Annotated in this window: 12 protein-coding genes; 4 read left to right on the forward strand and 8 right to left on the reverse strand. The window is 63.8% G+C overall.

Annotation, left to right across the window (positions count from 1 at the left end; all coding sequences use genetic code 11):
* Positions 1-63 precede the first annotated feature (63 nt).
* Entirely contained in the window at positions 64-678 is a 615-nt protein-coding gene (locus QCE69_RS26390) for a hypothetical protein (protein WP_309933833.1), read from the reverse strand.
* A 430-nt stretch (positions 679-1,108) separates the two neighbouring features.
* Between QCE69_RS26390 and QCE69_RS26395 the strand changes: the two genes are divergently transcribed.
* Positions 1,109-2,272: a porin gene (locus QCE69_RS26395; protein ID WP_309924736.1), complete on the forward strand. Its 1,164-nt coding sequence runs from the start codon at positions 1,109-1,111 to the stop codon at positions 2,270-2,272.
* Positions 2,273-2,325: 53 nt separating this feature from the next.
* Here the strand turns inward: QCE69_RS26395 and QCE69_RS26400 are convergent, their stop codons facing one another.
* Positions 2,326-2,961, reverse strand: a complete 636-nt coding sequence (locus tag QCE69_RS26400) for a TetR/AcrR family transcriptional regulator (protein WP_309817410.1) — start codon at positions 2,959-2,961, stop codon at positions 2,326-2,328.
* An 86-nt stretch (positions 2,962-3,047) separates the two neighbouring features.
* On the opposite strand from QCE69_RS26400, the gene QCE69_RS26405 reads away from it, so the two are divergent.
* On the forward strand, positions 3,048-4,166 hold the full coding sequence (locus QCE69_RS26405; protein WP_309924743.1) for an MBL fold metallo-hydrolase: 1,119 nt from the start codon (positions 3,048-3,050) through the stop codon (positions 4,164-4,166).
* 1 nt (position 4,167) lies between these two features.
* Here the strand turns inward: QCE69_RS26405 and QCE69_RS26410 are convergent, their stop codons facing one another.
* Positions 4,168-4,776 (reverse strand): TetR/AcrR family transcriptional regulator, encoded by a 609-nt coding sequence (locus QCE69_RS26410; protein WP_309933834.1) that lies wholly within the window; start codon positions 4,774-4,776, stop codon positions 4,168-4,170.
* A gap of 14 nt (positions 4,777-4,790) precedes the next feature.
* Positions 4,791-5,495 (reverse strand): glutathione S-transferase family protein, encoded by a 705-nt coding sequence (locus tag QCE69_RS26415; protein WP_309933835.1) that lies wholly within the window; start codon positions 5,493-5,495, stop codon positions 4,791-4,793.
* A gap of 150 nt (positions 5,496-5,645) precedes the next feature.
* On the opposite strand from QCE69_RS26415, the gene QCE69_RS26420 reads away from it, so the two are divergent.
* Positions 5,646-6,104 (forward strand): MEKHLA domain-containing protein, encoded by a 459-nt coding sequence (locus QCE69_RS26420; RefSeq protein WP_309924751.1) that lies wholly within the window; start codon positions 5,646-5,648, stop codon positions 6,102-6,104.
* A gap of 6 nt (positions 6,105-6,110) precedes the next feature.
* Here the strand turns inward: QCE69_RS26420 and QCE69_RS26425 are convergent, their stop codons facing one another.
* A complete protein-coding gene (locus QCE69_RS26425) occupies positions 6,111-6,971 on the reverse strand; it encodes an NmrA family NAD(P)-binding protein (protein ID WP_309933837.1) in 861 nt (286 codons plus the stop codon).
* Positions 6,972-7,146: 175 nt separating this feature from the next.
* On the opposite strand from QCE69_RS26425, the gene QCE69_RS26430 reads away from it, so the two are divergent.
* Complete coding sequence (locus QCE69_RS26430) at positions 7,147-9,882, forward strand: MGH1-like glycoside hydrolase domain-containing protein (RefSeq protein ID WP_309933839.1); 2,736 nt, start codon at positions 7,147-7,149, stop codon at positions 9,880-9,882.
* A gap of 4 nt (positions 9,883-9,886) precedes the next feature.
* On the opposite strand, the gene QCE69_RS26435 is transcribed toward QCE69_RS26430, so the two are convergent.
* The 3 genes from QCE69_RS26435 to QCE69_RS26445 all read right to left on the reverse strand — a co-directional run bounded on the left by QCE69_RS26435 (position 9,887) and on the right by QCE69_RS26445 (position 13,425).
* On the reverse strand, positions 9,887-11,344 hold the full coding sequence (locus QCE69_RS26435) for an NAD-dependent succinate-semialdehyde dehydrogenase (protein ID WP_309933840.1): 1,458 nt from the start codon (positions 11,342-11,344) through the stop codon (positions 9,887-9,889).
* 108 nt (positions 11,345-11,452) lie between these two features.
* On the reverse strand, positions 11,453-13,096 hold the full coding sequence (locus QCE69_RS26440) for a cation acetate symporter (RefSeq protein ID WP_309934198.1): 1,644 nt from the start codon (positions 13,094-13,096) through the stop codon (positions 11,453-11,455).
* A 23-nt stretch (positions 13,097-13,119) separates the two neighbouring features.
* Complete coding sequence (locus tag QCE69_RS26445) at positions 13,120-13,425, reverse strand: DUF485 domain-containing protein (protein ID WP_309933841.1); 306 nt, start codon at positions 13,423-13,425, stop codon at positions 13,120-13,122.
* Positions 13,426-13,498: the final 73 nt, after the last annotated feature.

Raw genomic sequence — 13,498 nt, forward strand, 5'->3', positions numbered from 1 at the left:
GAACGTTGAACACCTTCAACGCCATCTTGAAGGAAATGACGCAAACGTGCTGCGCGCCGAAGTTCAGCCCGCATCGCCCGAACTGATCGCGCTCTGCATGCTCTTCAGCAGCTTCGTCAGGTAACGCAGCAGACCCACCGTATCGCCGAACTCCATGAAACCGGGCTTGACGCCATCGCTGAAGAGCAGCGTGCCGTCGAGCGTGGCATCGACGATCAGGCCGGCATAAGCGGCGTGCGGCATGTATGTGTCGGCGATGGCGAAGGTATTGCCGTTCACGGCCGCGTCGCGCACCCGCATCAGGAACTGCACCTCAGGCGCGCGCGACGCCGACAGCCGATGCACATCGAAATACTCGGCGACCGCGAGCAGCGCATTCGTGCACGGCACGATCAGCGCGAATGCAATGCGCTGGTCCGGGGTATCAAATGACGGCCATGCAAGATCTTCGTCAGGCGGCGGCGCTTTCATCGGCGTGCCGGCCTCGCTATGCGTATGAGCCTCGGGATGCGAACGCCGGCGTGCCGTCAACAGAGCCGCCTTGCTGAAGTCGGGCGGCGGCGCACCGCGCTCGATCCAGTCCGACAACAACGCGGCATAAGCATGCAGCATGGTCAATTGCCCTTCAATGAACGCGACGCCGATCCGGCATGCATCCGGGTGACTGTGCTCTGACATTTCATCTCCTCCTGATAGCCGCTGATAAAAAGCATGCGTCTGCTGTTGCAACAAGCGCGCCTGTATAAGGAGGCAAGAAAAATCGACAGTTAGTTGCCTGATAACTTCGGAATAAACGTAGCTTTGTGACAGCCATGTGGAAGAAAGACTACAAACTGCATGGGAGATATTTACCGGACACTGACGATCCGCTATATTCCGTTCGCTACAGCGTCAGTCATCGGCGGCAAGGCGCCGGGGCAACGCCATCCGCCCGCTTCCATCGGGAGCGGGACATCAGCCCCTTCGTTTGACGATCATTTTTTTCTCAAAGCACTCGACCTTCGCAGGCATGTCTTGCGAAGCCGGGAAGGTCGCGTTCGCGCGCTGAAAACGTCGCGCCGTGTACTGCCCACACCGTGTCGAGCGGACAACCTCAAGGAAAACAACAATGAAGAAGCACATCGTAGCGGCGGCCGCGCTCGGCCTGTTCACGCTGTTCGGCACGGCGGCGCATGCACAAAGCAGCGTCACGTTGTACGGCATCATCGATGCCGGCATCACCTACGCCAACAAGGTCGCCACCACGCGCGGCCATGACAGCGTCGTCAAGTACGGCGACGGCGTGGCGCAAGGCAGCCGCTGGGGCCTGCGCGGCGCGGAAGATCTGGGCGGCGGCCTGAAGGCGATCTTCGTGCTCGAAAGCGGCTTCAACAGCGGTGACGGCACGCTCGGCCAGGGCGGCGCGGAATTCGGCCGTCAGGCCTATGTCGGCATCTCGAAGAACGAGATCGGTTCGGTGACGTTCGGCCGTCAGTACTCGTTCTCCACCGACTACCTCGGCGGCAGCTACACGATGGGCAGCCAGACGCCCGCCGGCAACTACGCGTATCACATCAACGACCTCGACCAGCTGACGGCGAGCCGCATCAACAACGCGGTCAAGTTCAGCAGCGCCGACTTCCACGGCATCACGTTCGGCGCCATGTACGGCTTCTCCAACTCGACCAACTTCGCGGGCTCGCCCACGACGGGCACCGGCGCGAACGCGGTGCAGGGTTCATCGAGCGCCTACAGCTTCGGTTTGAACTACAAGCAGGGTCCGCTCGGCGTCGGTGCGGCGTACACCAACATCCGCTTCCCGAACGGTGCGACGCCGGCATTCAGCGTGAGCATCGCGAACATCAACACGACGGGCCTGCGCGACCTGGAAACCTTCGGCGTCGGCGCGCGCTACACCATCGCGGCCGCGCTGATCTGGGCGAACTGGACGCACACGAAGTTCGAGCCGATCACGGCCGGTTCCTCGACGCTGAACAACTATGAAATCGGCGGCAAGTACACGTTCACGCCGGCTTTGAGCGCGGGCCTCGGCTACACGTTCTCGGACCTCGACGGCAACTTCGACGGCCGCTGGCACCAGGTCAACGGCGTCGTGGACTACGCGCTGTCGAAGCGCACCGACGTCTATGTGATCGGCGCCTTCCAGAAGGCATCGGGCAGCAACCGGGGCGTGCCGGTGCAGGCGGAAATCGGCTCGTCGTCGTCGTTCGTCGGCAATGCGGGCGCGAATACGCAGCTCGTGACGCGTGTGGGTCTGCGTCACCGCTTCTGATCGAAGTCTGGTTCAGCGAAGCGCGATGCCCTTGCAAAACGCATCGCGCTTTTTTATTGGTCGGACGCCGCGCGTGCGTAACGCGCGAGGAACATGTCTGCGGCGGCTTCGGCGACCTTCTTCTGCTCGTGCTTCGTCAGCGTGGGCTGGCCCATCGCCACTTGCGGCCAGAAGGCAAAGCCCTTCACGATGCCATGCAGCTGCTGACCGGCGAACACGGGGTCGGTAACGCTAAGGCGGCCATCGGCGGCGGCCTTTCTGATCCACACGGTCAGGTCCTCTTCCCGTTCGCCGATACGCGCGACGATATCGCGCGCCCGTTCCGGCGAGTGAATGCCCGCCGATATCGCCATGCGCGCCACCGACAGGAACGACTCGTCGTTCATCAGCCGCAGCTTGCGCGCGAGCAAGGCCAGCAACTGCGCGCGCAAGGGTTCGCTGCTGCTGTAGGCGGGGGCGTCGCCGGCATCGCTTTCGTCCCAGAGACGCAGCAGGATGGCCGCGAACAAGGCTTCCTTGCTCGGGAAATGGTTGTACACCGTGCGCTTCGAAACGTCCGCGCGCGCGGCGATGCGGTCCATGCTGGTGGCGTCGTAGCCGGCCGCAATGAACTCCTCGACCGCCGCGTTCATGATGGCGGCGCGCTTGCGATCCGTCAGGCGCTGGGGAATGTCGTCGTTCGAACTCATCCGTTTATTTTACACCGCACGGTTTACTTTCCTGACGAGATTAAACTACACTGTGCAGTGTACATTTTGCGTCGGATGCCATTCTCATGAGTTCCTTTACTGATCGCATCAATCGTGCCCTCGGACTGGCCGCCGCACGGCGTGGCCGCGAGATGTCGAGCGCGTCGCCGCAGCATGACGGCGCGCGCTTTCGCAACGTGAAGCCGCGTCCGTCCGAAGGAATCGGCAAGACCCTGCGCATCATGTGGAACATGCTGTTCAACAAGCCACGCAATACGGTGCCTGCGCAGGCGCCTGTCGTCGAGTCGCTCACGCGTGAACAGCTGGACGCCGCGCCGGATCGCAGCCTGTATCGGCTGGGGCATTCCACCTTGCTGTTCAAACTGCGCGGCGCGTACTGGCTCACGGATCCGGTATTCGGCGAGCGGGCGTCGCCGTTCAAGCGCGTCGGTCCGAAGCGGTTTCATGCGCCGCCCATCACGCTGGAAGATCTGCCGCCCCTGCGCGGCGTGATTCTCTCGCACGATCACTACGATCACCTCGACCGCGACACCGTGCTCGCGCTTGCCGCAAGCACCGAAGTATTTCTGACGCCGCTCGGCGTCGGCGATCGTCTGATTGAATGGGGCATCGATGCCGCGAAGGTCCGTCAGCTCGACTGGTGGCAGAGCGCGGAAATCGACGGCCTGACCCTGACCGCCACGCCCGCGCAGCATTTCTCGGGGCGCAGTCTGTTCGATGGCAACAGCACGCTGTGGGCTTCATGGGTCATCGCCGATGACGCACTGCGCGTGTTCTTCAGCGGCGACACCGGCTACTTCGAAGGCTTTCGCGCCATCGGCGAGAAGCTGGGTCCGTTCGATGTCACGTTCGTCGAAACCGGCGCCTATGACGCGCAATGGCCCTACGTGCACATGCAGCCGGAACACACGGTGCAGGCGCATATCGACTTGCGCGGACGCTGGCTCGTGCCGATCCACAACGGCACCTTCGACCTCGCGATGCATCCGTGGCAGGAGCCTTTCGAACGCGTGACCGGGCTCGCATTGGCGCGCGGCGTCGCGGTGGCTACGCCGCGCATGGGCGAGCGGCTCGATCTGGAAGCGCCGCATCGCGGCGAGCGCTGGTGGCGCGAGACGGCGGCTGAAGAACCCAATGCACCTGCATGGCGGATGTGCGCGTCGCGCACGCAGGACGCCAAGTAAGTCAGTGCTTGCGGCGCGCAGTCGCGTCCACGCCGAGCAACGCGAGCACCGGCCGCAGCGCGCCTTCGAGCAGCTTGCGCTGTGGATTGACCCGCGCGAGCACGCGCAGCCCCATCAACGAGGCGAGCAAGGTCTTCGCGAGGTCGCCGGCCTCGAGATCGCGTGGAATGGATCCGTCTTTCTGACCCGCGCGCACGCAACGCAGGAAGAACCCTTCCATGTCCTTCAGCACGCCGTTCAACGCGTGATGAAACGAATCGTCGTGCGGCGCGAGCTCCAGCGCCGAGTTGACGATCATGCAACCCCGCCGATGCGGATCGTTCACCGAGAGCTTGATGATCTCGTCGAAGAACATCGCGATGGCATCGCGCGGCGGCACGCTGTGCTCCAGGCGCTGCACCCGCGCGCGAAAGCCCCGTTCCACATAGCGTTCGAGCACGCGTTCATAGAGCGCGCGCTTGTCGCCGAAAGCGTTATAAAGACTCGCCGATGTCAGGCCCATGGCCGTGGCGAGATCGCGCACCGAACTCGCCTCATAGCCGCGCGACCAGAATTGCGTCATGGCCGCATCGAGGGCGGCATCTTCATCGAACTCACGCGGACGCGGCATACGCTGGCTTCCTCTCAGGCCGTCTTCGGATAGTTCGACGGAAACAGCGAGCGCTTCGTCTCTTCGTCGTTGACGCTCTTGAACGCGTGTGTCTTGTTGACCGCGCGGGCACGGGCCACGGCGGGACGCGCGTCGATTTGCGCGAACCAGCGCTTCAGTTCGGGATAGGGACCGAGCGGATCCTCGCTGTTCTTGAGCACCCGCGACGCGCGATCCAGCCAGCCCCACGCCGACATGTCGGCAATCGTATAAGCATTCCCGACGATGAACTCACGCCCCTTCAAGTGATCTTCGAGCACCTGATAATGCCGGTCCACTTCGCGGCGATAGCGGTTCACCGCGTAATCGAGGCCTTCGGGGGCGGCGTACTGGAAATGGACCGCCTGCCCCGAGAACGGGCCGAGGCCGCTGGCGATGAACATCAGCCATGAAAGCAGTTGCGGCCGGTCTTCCGGCGCGCCGATGAACTGACCGCTCTTCTCCGCGAGATAGAGCAGGATGGCGGTGGAATCGAACACGACAGCGCGCGTGCCGCCGGGGCCTTCCGTATCCACGATGGCCGGCACCTTGCCGTTCGGATTGATGGCGCGGAACGCGGGCAGATGCTGCTCGCCCTTGCTCGTATCGACCGGTTTCAGCGTGTAGGGAAGCCCCGACTCTTCGAGGAAGAGCGCGATTTTTGCGGGATTGGGCGTCGGGTGGAAGTAAAACTCGATCATGCCGGTCGTCTCCTGGAGTGCGCTTGATGGGTCAGCCGGCGTATTTTAGATCGACCGATATAAAACCTGCAATCCTCTGCCTCTGTGCTGCGCGAATTCCTGCGAACGGGTATGGTTGCGACTTCGGCCTCAACCCTGCTTTCAAGCACAATGCAGCCCACCGATTCCAACTTCTTCACGCTTCTCAGCGAAAGCTACGCGCGCCTGCTGAACACGCCGTTGGTTGCCGACACAAGCCTGACGCCCGCCGAAGCCGCGCGCTGGCTCTATGAAGACGCGCCTTTCGGCATCCTTGCACACGACACGCAATCGGACCCGGTCTTCGTGTACGGCAACCTGCGGGCGCAGCGGCTCTTCGGCTATACGTGGAACGAGCTGACCGCGCTGCCCTCGCGTCTTTCCGCCGAAGCGCCCGAGCGCAGCGAGCGCCAGGCATTTCTCGAACAGGTGACGCGCAATGGTTATGTCGATGGCTATCGCGGCGTGCGTGTCAAGAAATCGGGCGAGCGCTTCTACATTGAACGCGCCACGGTCTGGCAGTTGTTCGACCGCGATGGCGACTATCGCGGACAAGCGGCGATGATTCCGCAAGTCAGCGATATCGCCTGAGCTCGCTCAGACCGCGCTCAGCTTGCGAATCACCTCGACGAGCGGCGTCGTCCCCTTGACGATATTCTCGCGACGCCCTTCGAAGTCGATCCAGCCTTCGTTGAAGCCGTCGAGCATCTGCATGCGCGGCAGCGGGTGGCGCATGCCCTGACTCGTGAACAGCGCTTCCCACGTGTCGCGCAGCACGATCTCCACGCGTACCAGCTTGCCAAGCACCTCCGAGAACGCGGCGGCGATATCGACGGGACGCACGCGCGCCGGACCCTCCAGTTCCACCACGCGCACGCCTTGCCATTCCTCCTGCATGAGTTGCGCGGCGAGTCGCCCGATATCGTCGGTGGCGACCATCGGGATGGCGTGCTCGGCCGGTTGCAGGAACGAGCGCACGACGCCTTCGTCACGCGCCGAGGCCACGTCCCACGCGCAGTTCTCCATGAACCACGCCGGACGCAGGAACGTGACCGGAACCGGCTGCTGACGCAGCGCCTCTTCCAGCAATGTGCGCTGGGTCAGCAGATTGGTCTGCGTGGCCTGCGCGCCGACGGTCGAGAGACACACGATCCGTCCCGGCCGGGCACGCGCCACGGCAGCGACGATCGTATCGATCACTTCACGCGCTTCCGGAAAACCCGGTTCCGGATCGAACTCCGAAGGCGGCAGCAGGAATACCGCTTCGGCACCCTCGAAGGCGCGGGCGAGCGCGTCGGCGTCGGTCATCGTGGCGAGCGCGATCTCGCAACCGCGCGCCGCCCACGCTGCGCCCTTCTGTTCGTCGCGCACCACCGCGCGCACCGCCTTGCCCTGCTGCAACAAGGCGTGTCCGAGCGCGCCGCCGACTTGTCCGGTAATGCCTGTGATGACGTACATGGTGTGACTCCCTGGTTCGTTTGAGATCGATGAGTCGAATGTTAAGGAACGGGGACCCATGAATAAATGGCGTGGCAGTTATGAGATTGATGACGCAGCGGCATTAACCGGCACGCCAGCGCGCCGAACATGCCGGACGCGCTTATCATCGAGCTTCACTCGCCCCGGAGGTCCCATGCCGCCGCTACGCGCAATCCATCTGCTGCAAACGACGGAAGGCTCACGGCTGCACGGCACGGACCGCGAGTCATGGCGGCGCTGGGGCCCTTATCTGAGCGAACGTCAATGGGGCACGGTGCGCGAGGACTACAGCGAATACGGCACCGCGTGGGACTTTTTCCCGCACGACCATGCGCGCAGCCGCATGTATCGCTGGGGCGAGGACGGCATCGCGGGCTTCGGCAACGACCCGCTCGACTGGTGCATCTCGCTCGCGCTATGGAACGGTCGCGATCCGATCCTCAAGGAACGGCTCTTCGGTCTGACGAACGAACAGGGCAATCACGGCGAAGACGTGAAGGAGCTGTACTTCTACGTGGACGGCACCCCCACGCATTCGTACATGAAGATGCTCTACAAGTATCCGCATGACGCGTTTCCCTATCAGGATCTGATCGACGAAAACCGGCGGCGCGGCGCCGATCAACCCGAGTACGAAGTGCTCGACACCGGCGTGTTCGACGCCGACCGTTACTTCGACGTCTGGGTCGAATATGCGAAGCACACCGCCGACGACATCGTCATGCGCGTGACCATCGAGAACCGCGCGAACGAGGCCGCCACGCTGCACGTGTTGCCCCAGTTCTGGGCGCGCAATCGCTGGGCGTGGTCGACGAGGCACGGGAAGCCGTCGCTGACCCTGCACGGCAACGCGGGCACGGACGAACATGTAGTCGCGCATCATCCGGCGCACGGCACCCTGCACGTGAGCGCCACCGCCGACGTGCCGCTCGAATGGCTCTTCTGCGAGAACGAGACGAACGTTCGGCGCATCTTCGGCATCGAGGGCGAGGGACCGTTCAAGGACGGCATCAACGACTATCTCGTCGATGGCGATACCACCGCCATCCGCCGCGACCACGGCACGCGCGCGGCCGCGCATGCGCGTCTCGAACTTGGCCCGCATCAGCGGGCGGTGATGACCCTGCGCTGGCGGCCCGCCGCGCAGGACGCGCCGCTCGATACGGATGCGCTGGTCGCGCGCCGTCAGGCGGAAGCCGACGAGTTCTACGCGACGCTGCAACACGACATCGACGACGCCGATGCGCGCCTCGTGCAACGTCAGGCGCTGGCTGGCATGTTGTGGACGAAGCAGTATTACCAGTTCGACGTCACGCGCTGGCACGACGGCGATCCCGGCCAGCCCGAGCCGCCGAAGCAGCGTCGTCACGGCCGCAATGCGGACTGGCGCCACATGTGCAACGGCGATGTCGTGTCGATGCCGGACAAGTGGGAATACCCGTGGTACGCGTCGTGGGACCTCGCGTTTCATGCGGTCGCGTTCGCGATGATCGACCCGGACTTCGCGAAGAAGCAGTTGCTGCTGCTCGTGAAGGAACGCTACATGCATCCGAACGGGCAATTGCCTGCGTATGAATGGGCGTTCGGCGACGCCAATCCGCCGGTGCATGCATGGGCCACGTGGCGCGTGTACGAACTCGACCGCGAGATGACCGGCATCGGCGATCACGCCTTTCTCGAAGTGATGTTCCACAAGCTGCTGCTCAACTTCGCGTGGTGGGTGAACCGCAAGGACGCCGATGACCGCAACATATTCCAGGGCGGGTTTCTCGGGCTGGACAACATCGGCATCTTCGACCGCTCGCAGCCGCTGCCGACCGGCGGACGCATCGATCAGGCCGACGGCACCGCGTGGATGGCCTCGTATGCGCTCGACCTGATGCAGATCGGCCTCGAACTCGCGTTGAAGAACGACGCGTACGTGGAGATCGCCGTCAAGTTCTTCGAGCATTTCCTGTATATCGCGGAGGCGGTCAGTTGCGGCGACGGCTGCATCACCGGTTTGTGGGACGGAGAAGACGAGTTCTTCTACGACGTGCTGCATCTGCCCGACGGCACGCGCGTGCCGATGCGCATCCGTTCCATCGTCGGCTTGATTCCGTTGTTTGCGGTGCACGTGCTGGAGGAAAGCGTGTATGGCGAACTGCCCGGCCTGCGCGAACGGCTTGCCTGGTTTCTCGATCACCGGCCGAATCTCGCCAGGCTGGTCTCGCGCTGGATGGAACCCGGCAAGGCCAACACGACGCTGCTGTCGCTGCTGCGCGGACATCGGATGAAGGCGCTGCTGCGGCGCACGCTCGATCCCGAGGAATTCCTTTCCGATTACGGCGTGCGCGCGCTAAGCCGCGTGCATTGCGCGTCGCCCTATCTCTTCGATCGCGATAACGTGCACCTGTGCGTGCGCTATCTTCCGGCGGAATCGGATTCGCGCGTGTTCGGCGGCAATTCGAACTGGCGCGGTCCGATCTGGATGCCGGTCAACTATCTGCTGATCGAATCGCTATACGAGTTTCACCGCTATTACGGCGACGCGTTCCGCATCGAGGACCCGGCGCAACCCGGGCGCACGTGTTCGCTGAGCGAGATCGCCGATAACCTGTCGCGGCGCGTAACCACGCTGTTCCTGAAGAACGCCGAAGGCAAGCGGCCCGTCATGAGCGCCTATCCGCACCTTCAGGCGGACCCGCGCTCACAGGATCTCGTGCTGTTCCACGAGTACTTCCATGGCGATACGGGCCGTGGCGTCGGCGCATCGCATCAGACGGGCTGGAGCGGGCTGGTGGCGCTGCTGTTGCAGCCGCGTCTGATGAAGCTGGCGCATGCGCGGCCGGAGGCGCCGGTCATGTCGGTGCGTCTGCATGAAGATCCAACGGCTGCGATGGCGCGCTAGTCCTTCAACGTTCCAGATTGCCGAAGCACACATACTTGGCTTCGAGATATTCCTCGATGCCCGATGACGCGCCCTCGCGCCCCATCCCCGATTCCTTGATGCCGCCGAACGGCGCGACCTCGTTGAACACCAGGCTGTCGTTCACGCCGACCACACCGCATTCCAGCGCCTCCATCACGCGGAATGCCCGGCTGATGTCGGCCGTGTAGAAGTAGGCCGCGAGGCCAGTGCGCGTGTTGTTGGCAAGCGTGATGACGTCGTCCTCGTCGCGAAACGGCAGCACGCTTGCCACCGGTCCGAGCACTTCGTCGCCGCACACGCGCATGTCGGGCCTGACGTCCGTGAGCACGGTCGGCCTGAAGAAGCCCGAATCGGGACGCACGCGCACGCCGCCCGCCGCGACCGTCGCGCCCATGCTCACGGCTTCACCGATCAACGCCTCGATGCGCGCAACCGCTTCCTCGCTGATGAGCGGACCGATCTGCACGCCTTCGTCGAGCCCGTCGCCCACCTTCAGCAGCGCGACCTTTGACACGAGCTTCGCCACGAAAGTCTCGTACACGTCCTCATGCACGAATAAACGGTTCGCGCACATCGCGGCCTGGCCGGTATGACGGAAACGCGCGTCGAGCGCGCCCTTCACGGCGAGATCGATATCGGCGTCACTGAACACGATGAACGGGCAATTGGCGCCCAGTTCCAGCGACATCTTCTTGACCGTCAATGCACACTGCGACATCAACTGCTTGCCCGCTTCGATCGGTCCGGTGAACGACACCTTGCGCACGTCGGGATGCGCGAGCAGCGTGCTGCGGATCGGGTCGGCTGCGCCGGTCAGCACGGAAAGCACGCCGCGCGGCAAGCCGGCGTTCTCGCCGAGCGCGCACAGTGCAAGCGCCGAGAACGGCGTGCGGGGATCGGGATGAAGAATGACGGTGCAGCCCGCCGCGAGCGCCGCGCCGACGCGCCGCGCGACCATCGATGCCGGAAAGGTCCACGACGTGATGGCGCCGCAGATACCCACCGGCTGATGCAGCACGCGGATGCGTTGATTGCGCCGCGGTGCGGGAATGTTGTCGCCATAGATGCGGCGCGCTTCCTCGGCGAACCAGTCGAGATAATTGGCAGCCTGCGTGATCTCGGCGCGCGCCTCGTGCAGCGGTTTGCCCTGCTCGCTGCACAGGATGATGGCGAGGTCGTCGCGATGATGTTCGACCAGACGGCCCCACTCGCGCAGCACCGATGCACGCTCGCGGCTGCTCCAGTTGCGCCAGTCCTGCAAGGCCGCCTGCGCGCATTCGACAGCATGCGCCACCTGTTCCTCCGTCACCTGCGGCACCGAGCCGATGACGGTGCGCGTCGAAGGATTGGTGACCGGCACGCGCGGCAGCGCGGTCTCGTCTACCCATGCGCCGGCGATGTAGGCGGATTGCTCGAACAGACTTGGACACTGTAGTTCCATGGTGTGCTCCCATGCGTTGAGCGCTTCGTGCAAGCGTCACGAGCTTAACGCATTTTCCGGGCGCTTCCGCCCGCATCCGGCGATGGCCGGTATACGGGCGCGTGGAACTCAGTGAGACGCGCCCTCTACCGCACCGATGCCGGTTTCCGAGCGCACGGTCTGCGCGTCGAAGCCTGCCTGGTCGATGCGCGCGCGTGCCGACTTGTCCGTCACCGAGAACAGCCAGATGCCGGCAAAGCCGATGGCCATCGAGAACAGCGCCGGCGACGCATATGGAAACGGCGCGCTGGCGTAATGAAAGACATCGACCCAGACGGCCTTGGAAAGCACCGTCAGCACGACCGCCGACAACAGCCCCATGAAGCCGCCCAGCGCCGCGCCGCGCGTCGTGCAGCCGCGCCACAGCACCGAGAGGAACAGCACCGGAAAATTGGCCGACGCTGCCACCGCGAATGCCAGCGACACCATGAACGCAATGTTCTGCTTCTCGAACACGATGCCCAGCACGACCGCGACGATGCCGAGCACGATGGTCGTCATGCGCGATACCTTGAGTTCGCTCTTGCTCGACGCCTGGCCCTTCTTGAAGACGGTTGCGTACAGATCGTGCGACACCGCCGACGCGCCCGCGAGCGTCAGCCCGGCCACCACGGCAAGGATGGTCGCGAACGCCACCGCCGAGATGAAGCCGAGAAACACGTTGCCGCCCACGGCGCTCGCCAGATGCACGGCCGCCATGTTGGTGCCGCCGAGGAGCTTGCCGCCTGCGTCCTTGAAGACCGGATTGGTGCTCACCAGCACGATCGCGCCGAAGCCGATGATGAACGTGAGAATGTAGAAATAGCCGATCCACGTCGTCGCCCAGAACACGGACTTGCGCGCTTCCTTGGCGTTGGGCACCGTGAAGAAGCGCATCAGGATGTGCGGCAGGCCCGCCGTGCCGAACATCAGCGCGATGCCGAAGGAGATCGCCGAGACAGGGTCCTTGATGAAGTTGCCCGGACCCATGATCGACGCCTTCATTGCGTGCACGTCCACGGCTTTCGCGAACAGCGCCTCCGGGCTGAAGTGGAACTGCCACAACACCATGAAGGCCATGAACGAAGCGCCCGCGAGCAGCAGGCAGGCCTTGATGATCTGCACCCAGGTGGTCGCCGTCATGCCGCCGAACAGCACGTAGACCATCATCAACGCCCCGACGATCACCACCGCAATCCAGTATTCGAGCCCGAACAGCAGCTTGATGAGCTGTCCCGCGCCGACCATCTGCGCAATCAGATAGAACGCGACGACGACGAGCGTGCCCGATGCGGCGAACGCGCGGATCGGCGTCTGTTTGAAGCGGTAGGCGGCGACGTCGGCGAAGGTGAAACGGCCCAGGTTGCGCAGCCGCTCGGCCATCAGGAAGGTGATGATCGGCCAGCCGACCAGGAAGCCGATCGAATAGATCAGGCCGTCATAGCCATTCGAATAGACCGCCGCCGAAATGCCCAGGAACGACGCCGCCGACATGAAGTCTCCGGCAATCGCAAGGCCATTCTGGAAGCCCGTGATGCCGCCGCCGGCCGTGTAGAACTCGGCGGCCGAGCGGGTTTTCTTCGCGGCCCATCTGGTGATGAAGAGCGTCGCGATCACGAACGCGATGAACATGCAGATCGCGGTCCAGTTGGTCGGCTGCTTCACGGCCTGGCCGAGATCGCCGCCAACCGCGAACGAAACGGCGGAGGTCGCGAGGAGCAGGCCCGCGAGCATCAACGATGAAAGTCGTGACGGTGTCATGCAGCCTCCCGCTTGATCTGGTCAGTGAGTTCGTCGTAGGTGCGGTTGGCGTGGCGCACATACAGCCCCGTGATGACGACCGTGAAGACGATCACGAACAGGCCGATCGGCATGCCCCAGGTCATCACGCCCGCGCCCATCTTCGCGGACAGCAGCTCCTTGTTGAACGCGATCAGCAGCACGTAGCCGTAGTACACGATCAGCACGAACGCCGTCAGCGTCCAGCCGAGCCTCGAGCGCTTGCGCACCAGTTCGCCGTATGCAGCGCTCGCTTTGATTCTCTCGACGACCTTCAAATCCATCTGTGTCTCCTGTTCGCGCGCACGAACGCCTGCGTCCTGCGCGGCGCGCGGACGGGCGGCGATGCGATCGAGG

Source organism: Caballeronia sp. LZ032 (assembly GCF_031451315.1).
Classification (GTDB): domain Bacteria; phylum Pseudomonadota; class Gammaproteobacteria; order Burkholderiales; family Burkholderiaceae; genus Caballeronia.